17 protein-coding genes are annotated in these 19,803 nt (G+C 62.1%); 9 read left to right on the top strand and 8 right to left on the bottom strand.

The window, feature by feature from the left end; genetic code table 11:
- The first annotated feature begins 20 nt into the window (after positions 1–20).
- The 5 genes from H2170_09115 to H2170_09095 all read left to right on the top strand — a co-directional run bounded on the left by H2170_09115 (position 21) and on the right by H2170_09095 (position 5,098).
- On the top strand, positions 21–884 hold the full coding sequence (locus H2170_09115; protein MCS6300245.1) for an FkbM family methyltransferase: 864 nt from the start codon (positions 21–23) through the stop codon (positions 882–884).
- A gap of 34 nt (positions 885–918) precedes the next feature.
- On the top strand, positions 919–2,091 hold the full coding sequence (locus H2170_09110; GenBank protein ID MCS6300244.1) for a hypothetical protein: 1,173 nt from the start codon (positions 919–921) through the stop codon (positions 2,089–2,091).
- A gap of 21 nt (positions 2,092–2,112) precedes the next feature.
- Positions 2,113–2,715, top strand: coding sequence for an FkbM family methyltransferase (locus H2170_09105; protein ID MCS6300243.1), 603 nt, complete (start codon positions 2,113–2,115; stop codon positions 2,713–2,715).
- Between the two features lie 84 nt (positions 2,716–2,799).
- Positions 2,800–4,788 (top strand): tetratricopeptide repeat protein, encoded by a 1,989-nt coding sequence (locus H2170_09100; protein ID MCS6300242.1) that lies wholly within the window; start codon positions 2,800–2,802, stop codon positions 4,786–4,788.
- A gap of 22 nt (positions 4,789–4,810) precedes the next feature.
- Positions 4,811–5,098, top strand: coding sequence for a glycosyltransferase (locus tag H2170_09095; protein MCS6300241.1), 288 nt, complete (start codon positions 4,811–4,813; stop codon positions 5,096–5,098).
- Between the two features lie 123 nt (positions 5,099–5,221).
- Here the strand turns inward: H2170_09095 and H2170_09090 are convergent, their stop codons facing one another.
- The 5 genes from H2170_09090 to H2170_09070 form a co-directional block, all read right to left on the bottom strand.
- Complete coding sequence (locus H2170_09090) at positions 5,222–6,805, bottom strand: transposase (protein ID MCS6300240.1); 1,584 nt, start codon at positions 6,803–6,805, stop codon at positions 5,222–5,224.
- A gap of 284 nt (positions 6,806–7,089) precedes the next feature.
- The gene (locus tag H2170_09085) at positions 7,090–7,941 is read right to left on the bottom strand and encodes a metal ABC transporter permease (protein MCS6300239.1); all 852 of its coding nucleotides are present in this window, start codon (positions 7,939–7,941) and stop codon (positions 7,090–7,092) included.
- Positions 7,938–8,792, bottom strand: coding sequence for a metal ABC transporter permease (locus H2170_09080; GenBank protein ID MCS6300238.1), 855 nt, complete (start codon positions 8,790–8,792; stop codon positions 7,938–7,940). Before H2170_09080 ends, H2170_09085 begins: the two co-directional genes overlap by 4 nt.
- A complete protein-coding gene (locus H2170_09075; protein MCS6300237.1) occupies positions 8,789–9,763 on the bottom strand; it encodes a manganese/iron ABC transporter ATP-binding protein in 975 nt (324 codons plus the stop codon). Before H2170_09075 ends, H2170_09080 begins: the two co-directional genes overlap by 4 nt.
- 1 nt (position 9,764) lies before the next feature.
- Complete coding sequence (locus H2170_09070; protein ID MCS6300236.1) at positions 9,765–10,709, bottom strand: metal ABC transporter substrate-binding protein; 945 nt, start codon at positions 10,707–10,709, stop codon at positions 9,765–9,767.
- Positions 10,710–11,024: 315 nt separating this feature from the next.
- Here H2170_09070 and H2170_09065 point away from each other — a divergent pair, with 315 nt between their 5' ends.
- The 4 genes from H2170_09065 to H2170_09050 all read left to right on the top strand — a co-directional run bounded on the left by H2170_09065 (position 11,025) and on the right by H2170_09050 (position 17,310).
- On the top strand, positions 11,025–12,365 hold the full coding sequence (locus H2170_09065; protein MCS6300235.1) for an ISAs1 family transposase: 1,341 nt from the start codon (positions 11,025–11,027) through the stop codon (positions 12,363–12,365).
- 47 nt (positions 12,366–12,412) lie between these two features.
- A complete protein-coding gene (locus H2170_09060; protein MCS6300234.1) occupies positions 12,413–12,847 on the top strand; it encodes a hypothetical protein in 435 nt (144 codons plus the stop codon).
- A gap of 81 nt (positions 12,848–12,928) precedes the next feature.
- Complete coding sequence (gene metG, locus H2170_09055; protein MCS6300233.1) at positions 12,929–14,467, top strand: methionine--tRNA ligase; 1,539 nt, start codon at positions 12,929–12,931, stop codon at positions 14,465–14,467.
- Between the two features lie 971 nt (positions 14,468–15,438).
- Positions 15,439–17,310: an isochorismate synthase gene (locus tag H2170_09050; protein MCS6300232.1), complete on the top strand. Its 1,872-nt coding sequence runs from the start codon at positions 15,439–15,441 to the stop codon at positions 17,308–17,310.
- A 65-nt stretch (positions 17,311–17,375) separates the two neighbouring features.
- Here the strand turns inward: H2170_09050 and H2170_09045 are convergent, their stop codons facing one another.
- From H2170_09045 to H2170_09035, 3 genes are all read right to left on the bottom strand, one after another.
- Positions 17,376–18,125: an SDR family oxidoreductase gene (locus H2170_09045; protein ID MCS6300231.1), complete on the bottom strand. Its 750-nt coding sequence runs from the start codon at positions 18,123–18,125 to the stop codon at positions 17,376–17,378.
- A 12-nt stretch (positions 18,126–18,137) separates the two neighbouring features.
- Positions 18,138–19,115 carry a GTP cyclohydrolase I FolE2 gene (locus tag H2170_09040; protein MCS6300230.1) on the bottom strand — a complete coding sequence of 326 codons (978 nt, stop codon included), beginning with the start codon at positions 19,113–19,115 and terminating at the stop codon, positions 18,138–18,140.
- A gap of 145 nt (positions 19,116–19,260) precedes the next feature.
- Positions 19,261–19,737: a 6-carboxytetrahydropterin synthase gene (locus H2170_09035; protein MCS6300229.1), complete on the bottom strand. Its 477-nt coding sequence runs from the start codon at positions 19,735–19,737 to the stop codon at positions 19,261–19,263.
- Positions 19,738–19,803: the final 66 nt, after the last annotated feature.

Below are 19,803 nucleotides of genomic sequence, written 5' to 3'. Positions count from 1 at the left end.
TTTTTTAATTTTAAAAAACCATGTCCACCCTACCATCGCTCTCCCAGCTCATCGCCGCGCTTGCCACCGTTCCCGGTCAACACGCGCGCACCACCGCGCTGTATCAAGCGCTCGATCCGGTCGCCCTGGCCTCCGTCCGCGCCACGTCGTTTACCGGCACTGAAAACGCCCGCGAAACCATTGAGCCGTTCGGCGTCATCGAGCTACCGTTTCATCGTATGGGCGCGGTGGATTCGCTCGACCTGTTCGGCCTCGACGAGCTGATCATTTTCGCCTTCTACGCTGCCAATAAAAATCGCTACCAGCGCGCCGCCGACATCGGTGCCAATCTCGGTTTACACAGCCTGTTAATGAGCCGTTGCGGCTGGCAGGTGACGGCCTTCGAACCCGATCCCGTGCACGCCGATTTGCTGGCCCGTAACCTCGCGCTCAATGGCGCCGACAAGGCTGTCTGCCTAGAACGCGCCGCGGTTTCCAACCAGACCGGCACTCTTGAATTTGTGCGGGTGCTCGGCAACACCACCAGCAGCCACCTCGCCGGCGCCAAGCCTAACGCTTACGGCGAACTGGAGCGCTTCCCCGTCCCCGTGCGCGCCATCGCCGACATCATGCCTACGGTTGATTTCGTCAAGATGGACGCTGAGGGCCAGGAGCGCACCATTCTCCTCGCCACCACCGCCGCTCACTGGGCCAAAACCGACATGATGGTTGAGATCGGGTCGCCCGAAAACGCTGAGGCGATTTTCAATCACCTGACTTCCCTTGGCGTGAATGCATTTGCTCAAAAACTGGGCTGGGGCCGCGTTGCCTCGCTTGCCGATATGCCGACCTCCTACAAGGGAGGCAGCCTGTTCATCACCCGCCATTCGGCGATGAGCTGGTAATGCCCGCGCCCTTCACGCTTATGTTTTTACGGCCATGCTGAGTAACTTCGTCGCCAACCTCCGCAAGGCCAACTGCCTGGTCGCCGGCGGCATGTTTTTCTACATCTCGCCGGGGCATATGCTGCTGGAAACCGATTTGCTGCTGCGTCAGGTGCGTAGCCATCCGGTTTTTCTGACGCATACGGCCGTCGTCATCCTGCCGCCCACCGACATGGCGCTGATGCTGGTGGAAATCCTCAAGCGCCACGGTGTGCAAACCATCATCGATGCCAACGCCGGCACGATCTTGCGTGAGATCCAGCTGTTTTATCCGGAGCTCGTTTTCGACATCGGCCAAGCCCATTGGAAACTGGTGCTACCGGACAAATCGCCACGCGTGATCGGCGACCTTTTTCCGCTCAATTTTGGGTGGGCGTTGCGCAGTGAGGAGTTCATGGCGCAGACGATCCGAATGCATGAAGCTTGGCGGGCAACCTCCGGGCAATGTCCCTTGCGCGAGGCGCTCGACCAAATCCCCGGCGACCCCGCTTTTATCTCCCGGTTAAAGGCCCAAAAGTACGCGGTCATTCAGATCAAATCGGTTACGGGCAACGGCACCGCGCGCTTGTTACCAGGCGAGGTGTATAAGCCCGCCCTAGAGTTTCTCCGCGACAACGGTTACGCGATCGTGCTTGGCGGTCGTGAGCCCATGCCCGAAGTGTTTCGCGAGTTCGACGTCTGGGATTATCCGCGCTCTCCGTTCGCCAGCCCGAAAAACGATTTTTATCTCTTCGCCCACGCCGCAGTCGGGCTGGTGAGCCCCTCGGGTGCCGGTTTATTTTGCGACACGCTGGGCATCCCGTGCTGCCAGATCGGCAGCTGGACCCTCATTCCGCATCCCTCGGAGAAAACCCTGGTCGTGCCGAGTCGGCTTAAAGTTCGTGCCACCGGCGATGTTTTGACCTTTAGCCAACAGGCCGCCGGACTGGTTTCCGGCTACGATTCGGTCCTCGGACCGGCGCCGTTTAACTCGGCACTTTATGAAGATATTCCGCCCGACGCTGAGGCCATCGAGCGTGGTTTGCGCGAAGCGCTGCGGCCCTTTCCCCAGCCCGAGCACCCTGCGCAGGCGACGATTCGCAGCCTAGATCCGGTCGGCATGTGGCGCATTTCCGCCAGCCGCTTTTCCCCCGCCTTCCTTAACCGTTACCCTGAATTTATCGCCTAATTCTTAACGCTTCATCCTCTCATGAACTTCGAAAAACTCATCCAAATCATCCCCAAGCAAGGCGGCGTCTTCTTTGAAGCCGGCGGCAACGACGGCATTTTCCAGTCGTACACTTACCCGCTGGAACGCGACCGTGGTTGGACCGGCGTGCTGGTCGAGCCCTCGCCCCAAGCCTACGCCAAGTGCACGGTGAATCGCCCCAAGAGCCGAGTTTTTAACTGTGCCCTCACCGATTCTGGCGTTACCCAGATTACCGGGGATTTCGACGGCAACCCGATGTCGAGCGTCAACGGCCAGCGCCTCCAGCGCTCCGCCCAAGTCACGGTGCGCGCCGCCTCGCTCACGCAAATCTTCGACGCCGCCCTTAAGGACAAGCCCGTGGACCTCATGTCGATCGACGTGGAAAACTACGAACTCAACGTCCTGCGCAGCCTCGATTACGAAATTTACCGCCCGCGCCACATTTTGGCCGAGGTGTACACGCCGTCGTTCTACGAGGTGGTCAACTACCTGCTCAGCCAAGATTACAGCCTGCTGTGCAACCTCACGAATTTTAACACCCGCGATAATCCCCACTGGGACGGCAGCCACAACGACTACCTCTTCGTCGACCGCCGCTCCTGAATGAGCGAATGAGCTGGGAGCTGTGAGCTTGGAGCTACGAGCTCCTAGCTCCTAGCTCTTAGCTTCCTCGCTCCCCCCCCAATTATGAAACCCAAAGAAATCGAGCAAGCGCTCGCCAAAGCCCTCGGCCATCACCAAACAGGCGCGCACGATGAGGCCGCCAAAGGCTATGCCCAGGTTCGCGCCGCCGATCCCAAAAACTACTCCGCGTGGTACTTGGCCGGCGCGCTCGCTTTCCAGCGTGGCGATCACCTCGCCGAAGCGGTTACGTTGCTCGGGCGGGCCCGCCAGCTCCAACCCGGCTCGCTGGAATGCCGTCTGTTTTTGGGTATGGCGCTGGCCGACATCGGCCGCCACGCCGACTCGTTGCCGCACCTTGAGGCCGCCCTGACCCGTTTCACCGAAAAACCTGAGGCCTGGGACAACTTGGCGAAAGTTCAGCAGGCCCTCGGCCGTCCCGACAAGGCCGCCGCCGCCCTGCAAAAGCTCAGTGTGCTGTGTCCGAATGATGCGGTCGTTTTCCACCGACTCGGCCTGGCCGTCGGTTTGGCCCATGGACTCGCCGCCGCGCTGCCCCATTTTCAAACCGCCACCCGCCTCGATCCCTTCTTTGCCGATGCCTGGGCGAGTACCGCGCTCGCCCACTTCGATTCCCGTGAGGGGCTCGCCGATGGCCTCGCCGCCGTGTTCCGCGCCACCACGGCTGATTCCAGTAGCCTCCCGGCGCTGCGCGCCCAAGCAATCGGCCAGATGCGCACCTATCAGCCCGCCGCCGCCTACGCCACCTACGAGCGTATGCTCGGGGTTGATCCTCTCAACCTCGTGGCCAGCAGCGGTTGCTGCATGTTGTCCCATTATTTGCCGAACCAGACCCCACAGGCCGTCTTTGCTTTGCACAAGCAGGCGGTGGTTAATTCTACTTTGCCCGACACGCTCGTCCCGGTTCGCGCCAAAGCCAAGGGCAAGACCGGCGCCAAAAAAATCCGCCTCGGGTTTGTGTCCCCTGATTTGCACGCCCACTCGGTGGCCTTTTTTCTCGAACCGCTGCTGCGTCACCTCGACCGTGAGCAGTTCGAGATTCAGCTTTTCGCCACCGATTCAGGTCGTGACGCAGTGACGGACCGGTTACGTGCACACGCCGACCAGTGGGTGGCCCTGCACGGGATTTCTGACGATGCTGCGGTCGACGCTGTGCGCGCGGCGGGTCCCGATGTGCTCGTCGACCTGGCGGGCCATTCCAATCAAAACAGCCTCGCGCTGTTTGCCCGCCGCTTGGCCCCGGTGCAGATCAATTACCTGGGTTATCCGCACTCCACCGGGCTCTACGCCATGGACTGCCGCTTCGTCGATGCGCAGACCGATCCGGTCGATTCGGCCGACGCCCTGGCGACCGAACGATTGGTGCGTTTCGCGCCCACGGCGTGGAGTTATCAGCCCCCCGCCGAAGCCCCGGCGCCCGCCCGCACCGCGCGTGCCGAAGGTGAAGGCGTGGTGTTTGCCTCGTTTAGTAACTTCCTGAAAGTCACCAACGAAACCCTCGCGCTTTGGGCCGAAATCCTGCGCGCCGTGCCCGGTGCCCGTCTGCAGCTCAAGAGCCCGCATCTCGACGATCTGGTGGTGGCGCGGTTTGTACGCCCCCGCCTCACCGCTGCCGGCATTGATTCGGCCCGCGTGACGCTCTCTGGCTGGAACCCCGCCATTGCCGACCACTTGGCAGCCTATAACCAAGTCGATATCGCCTTGGATTCTTTTCCCTATCACGGCACGACCACGACCTGTGAAGCGCTCTGGATGGGAGTGCCGGTGGTCACGCTGGCCGGCGCCACGCACGCCTCGCGCGTGGGGGTGTCGTTACTTAACGCCGTCGGCCATTCCGACTGGGTGGCGCAGGACCGGGCCGATTACGTGCGGATCGCCAGCGAACTGGCCCGCGATCCGGCCGCGCTCGATCAGGCCCGCGCCGGGTTGCGCGAGGCGATGGAGGCCAGTGCGTTACTCGATCACGCCGGGCAAGCCCGCCGCTTTGGCGAGGCGGTTCTTGCCTGTGTACAACCTGTGGCCGTAACGATTTGATGGGTTTTGTGCACACCTACCGATGAAACCCACCCCATTAGTCAGCGCTATTTACTGTAATTTTAACCACGGAAAGTACCTCGAGCAGTGCTTTGAAGGTTTACTGCGGCAAAATTATAAAAACTTTGAACTGCTGATTACCGACGATGGTTCCACGGATGATAGTCGGAGTATTATTGAGCGATATGCAGCTAGAGCCTCCTCGAAAAGCCTTTCGCAACGGGCGTATTCCCGCCCCGGCCGGCCACTGGGGGCGCAAACAGCCCTGAACGAACTCGGTTTACGTGTTCACGAAGGGGCGGCGGCCTAAAAACAGCCCCGGCCCCATCACCAAGGTCGCTTTTCCAACGGCGAAGTCCACGGCGGTTCGCTCCGGGGCTTTTGCACCGAACTAATTGAACCGATTTGGGTTAGCCGCGACGAGCGAAGCGACTCAGGCCGCCAAGGGCAGCGGCTTTTCCTGAGACCTTCTGGCGCGCACCAAAATCATCCGGTCAAAGTTGTGCGCGAGGATCTTCAGGGTCAGTTCGCTGCGCACCGCCGCCAACCCGCGACGACCCGGCCGGCCGAACCCGTGGTTGAACTTGAGCGTAAACATCAGCGACTCGATCGCGCTGCGCTCGGCGCGAAGCGTGATATAATCCTGGTGGTTCCACAGTTCCTCGCCGAGCAAGGCGCGCCCCTTGGCGCCGGAGATGCTCACCTTGGCCACCTTCAGCTCGTATGCCTGCGCCAGCCCTTCGGCGCTGGAGTAGCCGTCGTCGACGTTCGCGCTCGCCGGCACCAGGCCCGTGTTGGCGATATTCTGGATCAGCAGGGGCACCAGTTGCTTGCAATCAGCCACGTTGCCCGCGTCGAGAATCAGCGCGGTGACAAAACCGCCGCGGCTGCGGGCCAATTGCGGCTTGTAGCCAATCACCGGTTCCCGCCCGCCTTTTTCAATAAAAGCAGCACTGCGATCGGCCAGGCTGAGGACCCTTTCCCTCGACTTGGTCTTCACCCCATCATGCACCCGCGCAATGCTTTGCTGGATCGTCGTAATCACCGCGACCACGTCCCCGTGGATGCAGTCCAGTAGGTCTTCCGCGATCCGGCGCTTGGAGGGCCGCAGCTTGGCCAGTTTAACATTTGCTTCGGCCTCTGCGGCTTCTACTTGGGTGAGCAACTTGCCGCCCAACTTGCAGGCGATTTGGTAAAACTGGTCGTAGAGCAGCCGGAGTTTTTGGGCTCGGCGGGGACCACCACCCAGCAGGGCGATGGCGCGGGCGCTCTTTCGCAACTCCTCCAGCCAGTGGTCTTTGAAGCCATCCTGCAGCGAGTTAAGCCCGACCTGGTCGAGCTTGCCGCCCATGCGGTAGGCTCGCTCAAAGAGGCGGTAAATGATACCGGAGTCTGTTGGCCAGCAACTGGATGCCTTGATCGCCGTGCTGTCCAGGGTGATATCGGTAAACGAATCGAGCCCTTCGGCCAAAATATCGGCCAATTGGGCCCGGTGGATCAGGGCGAGAGTACTCTCACTCAGGCGATTTATCAGGGGGCCAACGGTATTAGGTGCAGGCAGCGTGTACCCCAAATCATCGAGCAAGGTGCGCAACGATGCCGATTCAAGCAGCACCATCCGGGGGCAGGCACTGTATTGCGACCCCAAGTAACCGGTGGCCATGGCCGTGATAAAAACCACAACAGCGGGGGTGCGCGGACGCCCTGCGGCGAGGAACTCGGCTTGCGTTTTTTCCGCCGTGCCTGACGCCGGCACGGCGAACAACGCCTCGGTCTGCGCCAGTTCGAACTCCCGGTCCTTCCGCCGTTCGCGCTTTTCCGCCATGGCGTGGGCGTCGAGATCGGCGGTCATGGCCACTTCGATTTCGGGGTGGGACCGCCAAAAGCGCTGTAATTGCAGTAAGAAATCACCAAAATCACTGCGCGCCGGGGTTGAAAAGAAGTCGCCGGAGGGATAAACGATCGATTCGTTACTTGATAATTTAACGCCGCTACTTATTTTGTTTCCTGTTTTCATGCAGTATAATACGGCACTTTTACAGTAAACTTAAATCACATAAGTTGTTTTTACTAGAAAAAACCAAAAACCTTTTCGAGGAGGCTCGGGCTAGCGATGGACTGGCAGGCAGTAACCTTCAATGAGTCGGATCGACCCTGGAAAACCAGAAAATACATCGATCTTTTAGCCGCGAAAGAACGCAGAGAACGCATAGAAATACAGATCCTGTTCTTTGCGCTCCTTGCGTTCTTTCGCGGCCAAACTGCCGTGGATTGTTGATCCGACACTTTAAATGTTACTGCCTACTCGGGGGTGCGCACCGTCCCGGCGTCTCGGCGCAAGTGGCGGGTGCACAGCGTCGCCACGAAGACGAGCGCCTGCACCAGCACGATGCAGGCGGCCGGCGAGGCGTCGGCGAAAAAACTGATGTAGATGCCCGTGGTCGATGAACCGACCGCAATCAGCACCGCCACCTGCAACATGCGGTCAAAGCGCTTGGTGAGCAGCAACGCCGTCGCCCCAGGCGTAATCAACATGGCGATCACCAGCATCAGCCCCACCGCTTTCATCGCCGCGACAATCGCCAGCGAGAGCAACACGAGCAGCAGGTAAGTCAGCAGCTGCACGCGCAGCCCGAGCACCTTCGCATGCGAGGGATCGAAACACACCAGCATCAAGTCCCGGCGCAGAATCAGGATCACGCCGAGCACGATGACCGACAGCACACTGGTTTCCCAAATCTGCGCCGGGGTGATGCCCAGGATGTTGCCAAACAGGATGTGATCGAGGTGCAGGTCGCTCGGGGTTTTGGAAAACAGCACCAGCCCGAAGGCGAACATGCCGGTAAACACCACGCCCATGACCGTGTCTTCCTTGATGCGGCTGTTGCGCTTAACCCAGCCCGTGGCCACCGCGCAAAAAAGTCCGCTGCCAAACGCCCCGACTGCGAGCGGTACGCCCGCGATGTAGGCGAGCACGATGCCTGGCAGCACGGCGTGCGAGATGGCGTCGCCCATGAGCGACCAGCCGCGCAGCACCAAAAAACACGACAGCACCGCGCTCACCGTCGCGACCAGTGCGCCGAGGGCAAACGCTTGGCGCATAAACCCGAAGGCGAACGGTTCTAGCAGCGTATCCAGAAGTTGGGCATTCATGGCGTGGTGTTGGCCAAACGGCGCGCACGGCGTCCCGCGAGCAGGCCGTGTTTGGGCGCGAAGATCAGCGCACCGAGGAAAACCAGGGTCTGCAATGTGACGATGCAGCCGCCCGTTTCACCGTTTAAAAAGTAACTGGCGTAGGCGCCGACAAACGCCGTGCTCGCCCCAATCGCCGCGCCGAGCAGCAGCAACACACCAAAGCGGTCCGTGAGCAGATAAGCGGTCGCCCCCGGCGTGACCAAAACGGCGATCACCAGAATAGCGCCCACCGCCTGCAGCGCCGCGACCGCGGTCGCCGAGAGCAGCAGGAGCAGCAGCACGTGCAGGAAACCCACCGGAAGTCCCAGGGCGCGGGCCTGGCTGGGGTCGAAGCAGAACAGCAGCAAGTCCCGCCATTTGAGCGCGATGACCAGCAGGCAAATGGCCGATACGATCACCACTTGCAGCACGTCGGCGGGGGCGATGCCCAGGATGTTGCCAAAGATGATGCTCTTCAGGTCCACCCGGCTCGGAAAAATCGAGATGAGCAACAGGCCGAGCGCAAAAAACGAGGTGAACACAATGCCGATCACCGCGTCTTCGCGCACCGGGGTTTTCATTTTAATAAACGCCATGGCTCCGGCGGCGAGCAGCCCGCTGGTGAAGGCGCCCACCGAGAAGGGCAGGCCGGCCAGGTAGGCCAGCGCCACACCCGGCACCACGGCATGCGAGAGCGCGTCGCCCATCAGCGACCAGCCCTTGAGGGTGATGAAGCCCGAGAGAAGTCCGCAGACGCCACCGATGAGCGTGCTCGTCCACAGAGCCGTGAGCATGTAGTCGTACTGAAACGGAGTCAGCCAGGTGTTCATGGCGATTCGGCTTCCTTCTCGCGTTCCGAGATGAGTTTTTCGCGGCCGACGCGGTCGAGGTATTCGAGGTGCCCGCTCTTGCCGAGCACCAGGGGGCGTTCGTCGTCGGTGAGCACGGTGATCTGGTGGCCGTCGTGGACGTTAACCGTGGATTGCTCGATATTAAAGTGCCGCAGCGTCCCGCCAAAGGCGTGGGTGAGGTTTTCCGGCGTGAAGACCTCCGCGGTCGGCCCGTAGGCGAGCACGGTGCGGTTGATGAGCACGACTTGATCGCAAAACTCGGGGACGGAGCCGAGGTTGTGCGTTGAGACGAGGATGAGGCAGCCCTCGGCGCGCAGTTCGCGCAGGAGCGTGATAATGGCTTCCTCGGTCTTCACATCGACGCCGGTGAACGGCTCGTCGAGCAGGATTATGCGGCCGCGTTGGGCGAGCGCACGGGCGACAAAAACGCGTTTTTTTTGCCCTCCTGAGAGTTCGCCAATCTGGCGGTCACGGAAGTCCCACAAGCCGACGCGGCGCAGGCTTTCTTCGACGGCGGCGCGGTCGACCGCTTTGGGCTGGCGCATGAAATTCATGTAGCCGTAGCGCCCCATCATGACGACGTCGTGCACGCTCACCGGGAACGTCCAATCCACTTCCTCGGCCTGCGGCACGTAGGCGACCCAGCTGCGGCGTTGGGCGTCGCGCACGGGGCCGGCGTTGATCGTCACCGCACCACTCGACGGCGTTACGAAGCCCATCAGGGCCTTAAACAGCGTGGATTTACCCGAGCCATTGACGCCAACGAGTGCGCAAATGGTGCCGCCTTCGAGTTGGAAACTCGCGTCGCGCAGCGCGGTGTGCCCGTTGGGGTAGGTGACGGTGACGTTGCGTGCGACGAGGGCGAGCGGCGGGGCCGAAGCGGTGGAGGCCGCCCCGGCCGATGCGGACGCGGGAGAACCGGAGTTGGCGGGGGACGGCGAGGGTTCCATGTTAAGGAGCGGCGGAGGCGCTGAAGGCGTTAACGATGGTGGTGGCGTTGGCTTGGAGCAGGGCAAGGTAAGTCGGCGCGGGTCCGTCGGCAGTGGTCAGGGAGTCGACATAGAGCACTCCACCGTAGCGTGCGCCGCCTTCCTTGGCGACTTGGCGGGCGGGTTTTTCGCTCACCGTGCTTTCGCTGAAAACCACCGGGATGCGGTGGGCTCGGACCTGGTCGATGACGGCGCGGATCTGTTGCGGGGTGCCTTGGGCATCGGCGTTGATCGGCCACAGGTAAAGCGGGCGCAGGCCGTAGTCGCGGCACAAGTACGAGAATGCGCCCTCACTGGTCACCAGCCAACGCTGGGCTTCGGGGATGCGCGCGAGCTGCGCGCGCACCGGGGCGTCGAGGGCGCGGATTTTGGCCGAGTAGGCCTCGGCGTTGGCGGCGTAGTCGGCTGCGTGGGCGGGATCGATGCGCGCGAGGGCCGCACGGATGTTTTCGACGTAACGCACGGCGTTCATTGGCGACATCCAGGCGTGCGGGTTGGGTTTGCCCGTGTAGGGGCCCTCGGTGATGCCCATCGGCTCGATCCCTTCGGTAAGAACGACTTGGGGCACGTTTTTAACATTGGCGAAAAACGGCTCGAACCAGCGTTCCAAGTTCATGCCGTTCCAGAGCACGAGGGAGGCGCGCTGGGTTTTAACGATGTCGCGTGGCGTGGGCTCGTAGCCGTGGATTTCGGCGCCGGGTTTGGTGAGGGATTCCACCTCGGCGTAGTCGCCGGCGACGTTGCGCGCCATGTCTGCCAAAATGGTGAAGGTCGTCAGCACGCGAGGGCGTTCGGGCGTGGCCGACGTGGCCGGCGCAGCGTGGGCGGCGTGAGTAAACCCGCCGCCGTTGATCCCACCTAAAATCGTGACAGCAGCCACGAAGGAGCGAATGAATTTGAAGGTCATAGTAAAATTAGGCTCACCTAAATCCGCGCCAATAATTAGGGTCAACTAATATTTATTGACGGCTTAAAGTAGCGAAGACTTCCAGTCTGCTCCGGAAGGCAGTTGTTAGGACTGAAGCAGGCTGGAAGCCTGCGCCTGGAGTTTGGCTCCAAAAGAAGCAGGCTGGAAGCCTGCGCCCGGCCATCGCGGTACGCCGCGGGTGGTGGCGCGGCCCCATTGCCCCACCGCCGATTCATTGAACAGCTAAACACCTGAATACTAACAAAGGAGCGGAATAAGCGGAACAAGCCCCAGGAATTCATTTTGGCTGGGTGAATGATGCCGGCCGAAACGAACCCGTCGAACCCCCAAGGGGAGGTGATTTCGCTGCGCCACTTGCAGGTGCAGGTGCTAGACAGCCCCGAGTTAAACGCCCGAGCGCAGGGGCTGCTTGAGGAGCATCACTATCTGGGCGCGGTGAAACCGGTGGGCGAGCGGCTGCTGTACGCGGTGAGCGATGCGCAGGGCACCTGGGTGGCGGTGCTGGTGTTTGCGGCGGCGGCGCTGCACCTGCGCGGCCGGGAGGCGTGGATTGGCTGGAGTGGAGAACAGCGCCGACGCCGATTGGCGCTGGTGGTCAACAACGTGCGGTTCCTGCTGCTGCCCAAGCCGGCGGTGCCCAACTTGGGCTCGGCGGTTTTGAGCCGGGTGCTCGGCCGGCTCAGTGCCGACTGGCAGTCGCGTTACGAGCACCCCGTGCTCGTCGTGGAAACCTTCGTCGACCCCGAGCGTTTTACGGGAAGTGTATACAAGGCATCCGGGTGGACCGAGTTGGGCCTGACCAAGGGCAACACGCGTAAGTCGCGCGATTACTACGAGCACCACGCCAAGCCCAAGCGCTTGTTTGTGCGCGAGCTGGAGCCCCGGGCCCGGAGAGCTCTTCAGGCAGGGCAGATCAAACCCTCGCTGGCTGCGGTGGAGGCGAAAGTTCCGGTGCGAAGTACCCTGAAGGCCCCCGATTTAATCAGCCTGGCGGAGGCCTTCCGGCAAGTGCCTGAATACCGCGCCTACATCGGGGCCTATCCCTTGCACGCGCTGCTGGCGATCACGGCGGCGGCCTATCTGGCCGGAGCACCCCGCGGCCAACGTGACCTGGCCGCTTTCGCCCGCCGGCTCTCCCCGGTCCAACGCCAAGCCCTCGGGGTGATCCGCCGCCGCGGCAAATACGGCGCTCCCAGCCAGCCCACCTTCAGCCGTCTGTTCGCCCGTGTGCAGGCCGCGCGCATCGAGGAGGTTTTACTCGCCCACCAACGCCAGGTGCGAGGCGAGCCTCCCGCCACCGAGATCGTGGTCATCGACGGCAAAGTCCCCAAGCACAGCGGCGGACAAAACGTCGTGACCGCGGTTACCTCGCCGAGCTTGTTTTATCTCGGCAGCGAGGTCGTCGCCGAAAAAAGTAACGAGATTCCCGCCGCCCGCGCCCTGTGTGAGAGACTCGATTTGGTCGATAAACTCGTGAGCCTTGATGCCCTGCATACCCAGGCGGACACCGCGCGGGCGATCGTACTGGAGCATGGCGGCGACTACCTGTTCACCGTCAAAGGCAATCAGCCCGGCTTGCAGAAAATCGTAGCAGCGCAAGTGCCCGATCCGGGCGCCCCTTTTTTGACCCGTTAAAAGATCCCGCTGCCGAGCAACGTACCACCCAGGAAAAGAAGCACCCCGTGACGCGCACCCTGGTGGCGCGCGAGTTGAGCGCGGAAAGCGCCTGCTTCCCCCTGGTGGCGCAAGCCGCGAGAATCTGCCGAAAACGCCACGGCAAGCCCACCGAGACCGTGGCGCTGATCACCAGTCGCCCCGCCGCCGAGTTGACTCCCGCCCAATGGCTGGAGGTCAATATTGCGCACTGGGGAATCGAAACCGGTTTGCATGCCCGCCTCGACGCCTCGCGCCAGGATGATCGCTGCCGATTACGCCGCCCGAACGCTGTACGCATCCACGGCATGTTCAACCGCTGGGCCAACAGCCTGTTCATGCACTGGCGCGGTCAACGAACTAAAAAACGCCACCTTTATACCTCCGACTTTATCGCCCACATGTCCGAAAATCATGACCGTCGCGCGCTCCGCGCACTTACCTCGGTAAACTTCCCGCTATGAATCGGCGCTGCCCATTGCCCACGGTAACCAGCAAAATCTTCGACATTTCCCTCGGCGTGCATTCTGTTGCGCCTTTCGCCCATGAAGAACTTCTACATCACGACCGCCATCGACTACGTGAACGGTTCCCCGCACCTCGGCCACGCCTACGAAAAGGTGCTCACCGACGTCATTGCTCGCTTCCGTCGTCTGATGGGCGACAACGTTTATTTCCTCACCGGCGTCGACGAGCACGGCCAGAAGGTCCAGCAGAGCGCCAAAAAACGCGGCATCCCGCCCCAGCAATTTTGCGACGAGGTGTCCGAGGAGTTCCGCGCCCTATGCAAGAAGCTCAATATTTCCAACAACGACTTCATCCGCACCACCGAGGAGCGACATAAAAAGGTCGTCTGCCAACTCCTTCAGCAGCTCTTCGATCAGGGCCTCATCTATAAGGCCCAATACAAGGGGTTTTACTCCACCCGCCAGGAGCAGTTTCTCCAGGACAAAGACCGCAATCCCGACGGCTCCTGGCCGGAGATTTTCGGCGAGGTCACCGAGATCACCGAGTCGAACTACTTTTTCAAACTCCGCCAGTATCAGGACTGGCTGGTCGACCACCTTAAAACCAACGAGGACTTTGTCTTCCCGCGCTACCGCCAGAAGCAGGTTTTGGAGTTCCTCGCCGAGCCGCTCAACGACCTGTGTATTTCACGCCCGAAGGAGCGCCTCGAATGGGGTATCACGCTGCCCTTCGACGACCAATTCGTAACCTATGTGTGGTTCGATGCGTTGGTTAATTACTACACCGCCGTCATCGACAAACCCGAGTTCTGGCCGGCCGATTTTCACGTCATCGGCAAGGACATCCTCGTGCCGCCACATGCGGTTTATTGGCCGATCATGCTCAAGGCCGCCGGAATCGAGCCGCCCAAGTCGCTGCTCGCTCACGGCTGGTGGTCGATCAACGGCGCGAAAATGTCCAAGAGCACGGGCAACTTCGTCGATGCCGCCGAGTTCGCCGACAAGTACGGGGTCGATGCCCTGCGCTATTTCCTGATTCGCGAGATGAGCGTGGGCCAGGACAGCGATTTCTCGCTCGCCCAGTTCCTCGCCCGCTACAACGCCGAGTTGGCCAACAACCTGGGCAACCTCGTTAACCGCGCCCTCAACATGACCAACCGCTTCGCTGCGGGTGTGGTGCCGGCGGCCGAGGTCTGCGAGCAAGCCGAGCAGGACTTGCAGGCGCTGTGGGTGAAAACCCGCGACGAAGTCCTCACGTTAAACGAAGGCTTCCAATTCCACATCGCGCTGGAGCGCACCTTTGCGTTCATCACCGCGACCAACGCCTACATCGAAAACCGCGCGCCGTGGAAGCTCGGAAAATCGGCCGAGCCGAAGGATCAGGCGCTGCTCAAAACCTCCCTCGCGACCATTGCCGAAGCGCTCCGTTTGGGCGTGTCGTTGTTACCCTGCGTGATGCCCGAAACGACCAGTAAAATCCACGGTGTGCTCGGTTACACGATGGGCGCGGTCTGGAAGGACGAGCTGGTGTGGGGCAACCGCCTCACCGGCTCCAAGGTGGCCGAGACCGCGATCCTCTTCCCCCGCCCGCAGCCCGAGGCGGTGAAGTCGGCCTAAAACGGAAAACTCGTTCTCTTACTCCTACTCCTGCTCGTTCCCGGTCTCGGTCTTGGTTTGGGGCTGGTGATCGAGAGAGCGAGTAATACCAATTCGCGATCAAGATGAGCTTAATTAATCGGGTTCTTGTGGAACGGATACCCGTGGGCAAGCACCCTGAGCTCACGCTCAGGGCGGCCACGTCCGTGACCCGGCTCGGTGTGGCCTTGCGCGTGAGCGCAGGGTGTTTTTCGGTATTCCCTGAGCTCACGCTCAAGGCCACGAGGAGTTTGTTCGCGAAGCGTGTGGCCTTGAGCGTAAGCTCAAGGATGCCTCCTCAACTTTAACGCTAATGGGTATAAGCGTATGAGACTGAGAACGCTTTCGATCCGATGACCATCTTGCCGATCAACCCCGCTGCGAACGCGTCGCCTGAGGCGCTGGTTGCGTTTTTACGCGAATGCCGCCAGGCGGCGCGCACGGACGGGCGGGAGCGCCTGGTGAGCATTTCCCTAAAAGTGGGAGCGCTCGATCCGCTGGCGGTGTTGGAGGCGATTTTCGAGCCGGGCGAGCTGCATTTCTATGCCGAACGGCCCTCGATTCAGACGGCGATTGCCGGGGCCGAGGCGCTACTCGTGCACGAGGCGAGCGGACCAGGGCGGTTTGCCTCGGTGCAGGGGTTTATCGACGACGTGTTGGCGCGCACGATAGCGGTGGGCGAGGTGGACGCGCCGTTTGGCGGGCCGCATTTTTTCAACGCGTTCACGTTCCTCGACGAGGTGGCGACGGGCGACGCGTTCCCGTCGGCACGGGTGTTTGTGCCGCGTTGGCAAGTGGCGCGCGCCGGTGAGGTGACGACCGCGGTGGCCAACCTGTTGGTTGCACCGGATGCCGATCTGGCGACGCTCGCCGAGCGTGTTTGGCGCGCGCATGAAAAGTTCAAGCACTGTGATTACGCGCGCGGGGATCGGCTGATCCCGCCTGAAAGTGGCATGGGCGTCTCGCCCATGGGAGCGAGCGAACGTGGCATGGGCGTCTCGCCCATGATTCCGGATTCAGCCAGGGCGGGACGCCCGGGGCACGGCGATCCGAAAACCATGGGCGGGACGCCCATGCCACCCCAAGCATCGCCACTTCAAACCACGCCACCCCAATCCCCTGGGCGGGACGCCCATGCCACATTTGGCCCCTCAGCTGTTTCGCTGGGTGGAACGCCGATCACGATTCGACAGGGCGCGAATCTCCCTCACTGGACACGCGAGGGTTCAGTTTATGCAGTCACCTTCCGTTTGGCGGACTCCCTTCCGGCTGCCGTGATCGAAACCTGGCGACAGGAACGTGCCCGCATCGAACAACTGGCGCGTAATACAGATAGCCCATTGCCTCCCGCCCAGGTTGATCGACTCTTGAAGCTGCAATCTGCCTCTATCGAGGCCGCCTTGGATAGCGGCCACGGGGCGTGTGTTATGCGTGCTCACCGCGTCGCAGATCAGGTCATGAGTGCCTTGCGCCATTTTGATGGGCAACGCTACCTGCTCCATGCCTGGTGCGTGATGCCCAATCATGTCCATGTGGTCGTGCAGCCGTTGCCAGGGCATGCGCTCGATAGCATTTTGCAGAGTTGGAAATCCTTCACTGCGCACCGTGTGAATGAATTATTGGGGCGCAGCGGCACGCTGTGGCAGGCCGAGTCCTACGATCATTTGATTCGGGACGAGTCCGATTACGCCCATGCGATTGAATATTTGCTCCGAAATCCGGAGCGTGCAGGTTTGGTGGCATGGCGCTGGGTGGGGCAGGCCCAAGGAGGCATGGGCGTCCCGCCCATGGGATCGAGCAAACGTGGCATGGGCGTCTCGCCCATGGGAGCGAGCGAACGTGGCATGGGCGTCTCGCCCATGATTCCGGATTCAGCCAGGGCGGGACGCCCGGGGCACTGCGATCCGAAAACCATGGGCGGGACGCCCATGCCACCCCAAGTCACGCCACTTCAAGCTCCGCCATCCCAATCTCATGGGCGGGACGCCCATGCCACCCCAAGCCCCGCTACCTTTCAGACCACCGAGGTGGGCGATTACCGCGCCGCCGTGACGGGTGGTCTGGCGGCGATTGCCGAGGGGGCTGTTAATAAAATCGTTCTCGCCCGCGCCTTGGACATGCGCGCCGACGCCCCGCTGCATCCGTTGCACCTGCTCAACGGCCTGCGCGAACGCTTTCCGGGTTGTTACAGTTTCTCGGTCGCCAATGGGCGCGGGCAAAGCTTCATCGGCGCCAGTCCTGAGCGGTTGGTCCGGGTGAGCAAGGGTGTGCTCGAAACTGAGGCGCTGGCGGGTTCCGCCCGTCGTGGGCAAGGTGCCAGTGAAGATGCCGCCCTCGGCGCCGCGCTTCTCGCCAGTGAAAAAGACCGCCGTGAACACCAGCACGTGCTTGATTCGATTCGCCGCCGGTTGGAACCGCTCGGGTTGGCGCTGGATTTTCCTGCGCAACCGGTGCTGCGTAAGTTGGCTAACGTGCAGCACCTTTACACCCCGGTGACAGCCGCTCTGCCGGAGGGCGTGAGCCTGCTTGCGGCGCTCGCGCAGTTGCACCCGACACCGGCGGTAGGTGGTACGCCCCGGGAGGCGGCGGTGGGGCGCATCGGCGCGTTGGAAGGGTTTTCACGCGGGCTTTATGCGGGAGCGATTGGCTGGGTAAACGCCCGGGGCGGCGGCGAATTTTTGGTGGGCATCCGCTCGGCGTTGATCGACGGCGACACGGCGCGTGTTTATGCGGGCGCGGGCATCGTGGCCGGTTCCGACGTCGAGCGGGAGTTTGCCGAAACCGAGCTGAAGTTTCACGCGATGCGTGACGCCTTGCGCGGGTAACGCCTCGGCGAGCCCTAGCTAAATCCGGGATAGGTTAAAGTGGGGCGCGAACGAGATTAAGCTACTTAAAGGTCGCCGAGTTGCGGGCGCAGGATGATCTCCTCGACCACGGTGCGGCGGCCGAGTTTGTAGACGTCGAAAAACGCCTGCGCCACGTCCGCAGCCGGCATGATGCGCTCCTCGGCCACGCCGCTGCCCGACCACGAGGGTGACCAGGTCGCGCCGGGGTGCACGCAGCACACGCGTACGCCGTGGTCGCGGGTCTCGGCGCGCAACACCTGAGCCAGCCCGGTCACGCCAAATTTGGCCGCGCAATACGCCGCGCTGTTCGGGTAGGCGCCCAAGCCGGCGATCGAACTCATGAAAAACACGTCGCCGTGCTTTTGGGCGATCATGGCCGGAACGAAGGTCTGCGTGACCAAAAAGGCACTACGCAGGTTGGCCGCGACGATGCGGTCGAAGTCCGCTACTTTCGTGTCCACAAAGGGCGCGGCGACGAAGACCCCGGCGTTGTTAATCAATACGTCGACGATGCCGAAGCGTTGCCCGACGGCGGTGGCCAGCGCGGCGACGGCGGCTTCGTCGGTCACGTCGCAGGGGAACGTCGCCACGGTGGCACCGGAGGCGCTGCAGGTATGGGCGGTGGCGGCGAGGTTTTCGGCGTTGCGGGCGACCAGGGCGAGACGCACGCCGGGCAATTGGGATGCAAAGACCTGCGCGATGGCCGCACCGATGCCTTGCGAGGCGCCGGTGATGAGCACGACGGGCGGTTGTTGGGCGGTGGCGCTGGCGGCGGATTGAATGGGCGGTTTCATCGTGGAAAAAGCTCAGCAGGCCAGGGAGCGGAAGTCGGAGAAATCGGCGGTGAAGCCGCCGGGCACGCCTTTGCAAATCACGCTGACGGCGTCGTGGGAATGCAGGGATTCCTGGTGGGAGCAGGCGACTTGGAAATCGGCGATGCGTTTGTCCTTGGCCAACTCGGCGTAGAGCAGGCGGGCGGCGTCCTCGACAAACTTGAGGTGGGCGCCGTTGAGCTCGGCGAAGGCCTGTTCGTCTTCGCGTTTCACCATCACCTGGGTTTCGGTGCTCAGCGCGCGCAGGCACAAGGCCTGGATCTCCTCGATCCAGATCTTTTTCCCCGCGGCCTCCTCGATGGTTAGCCGCGCTTTGCTGCGCTGCGAATGCGGCACGGTGTAGGCGCCGCGCAGGTCGCGGGCGTGCTCAGCGAGTTCGGCCGAACAGGGGCAGGCCGACGAGTAAACGAAATCGAAGTGGATAAAGCGGCGGTAGCGCCCCTCGGCGGTCATCACGCCCTCGAAGGCGACGTCGTAGAATTGGTAGCCCTCCAGCCCGCTGCGCAGGCTTTTTTGCAGCATGGGGTAGGAGAAGCGGATCTTGAGTCGGGCAGCCTTGCTCTCGACCTTGCGTAGATAGGCTTTGAGGACTTTGCCCATCCACTCGCCGGTGGTGACGCCGTCTTTGTGATCGTAGAACGAGCGCATGATCCGGCTCATGTTGATGCCCTTGAGCTCGGCTTGCAGGGAAACGGTGCCGGTGACGCTGGTTTCGAGGGTGAGGGTGCGGCCGTCCTTGGTGCGGTAGAGCAGGGGGAGCTTGAAGTTGGAAATGCCGACTTGCTGGATGGGCACGTTGCCGCCGGCGATGGACTCGGCGGTTTCCATCATGTCGGGCAGCGAGGCGCGGTAGGCCGGGGTGACCTTGAATTGGGCATCGTAGCTGCGTGGCATGCGGGCCTGGGCGCCGCTCGCGTTACGATGCAGGTACATGGGTTTCTTGGAGGACATGTCGTTTTTGGGTTTTGGGAGCGCCGGACGGGGATCGATAACCGTGTGCCCGCAAATTTACGGGTGGCCGGCGCAGAGGGAAATGTGGCGGAGGAGAGGGATGGGGAGCTGCGACGAGGGAAAGGGGCTGGGGCGACGACGGGTTTTAGGCGGCGTCGGGGCCGTAAAACTCGGCGAAGTTACGCGGCGTTTCGTAGAGTTTCACGCAGTGCAGTTGGCCGCGGGTGATATGGGGGGCGAGCTGGTGCCAGAAGGCGATGGCCAGGTTCTCGGTGGAGGGGATCACCCCGCGCAGGAATTCGACCTCCTCGTTGAGGTTGCGGTGGTCGCAGTGGGCGAGGATGTGGGTCTGGATGAGGGCGTTGAGGTCGGACAGGTCGATGACGTAACCGGTGGCGGGGTCGGGCTGCCCGCGTACCGAGACTTCGAGTACGTAGTTATGGCCGTGCCAACGCGGGTTGTTGCACGGGCCGAACTGGTCGGAGTTCCACTGCGCGCTCTTGGCGGGGTTGTGCAGGCGATGGGCCGCGTTGAAATGCGCCTGCCGGGTGACGATGACCGTGCCGCGGAGCGGACGCAGGGTCGGCGAGGCGGTGGGGCCGGGAGCGGTTTTCTTGGGCATGAGGGGCAGAACCGTGAGGATAAATCGGCGCTGGTCAATTCAGCGGGCGCCATGGCCCTGCGGGGT

The organism is Opitutus sp., assembly GCA_024998815.1.
In the GTDB taxonomy this organism is placed as follows: domain Bacteria; phylum Verrucomicrobiota; class Verrucomicrobiia; order Opitutales; family Opitutaceae; genus Rariglobus.
The sequence above is the reverse complement of the archived record's forward strand: the minus strand, read 5'-3'. Positions and strand labels throughout refer to the sequence as shown.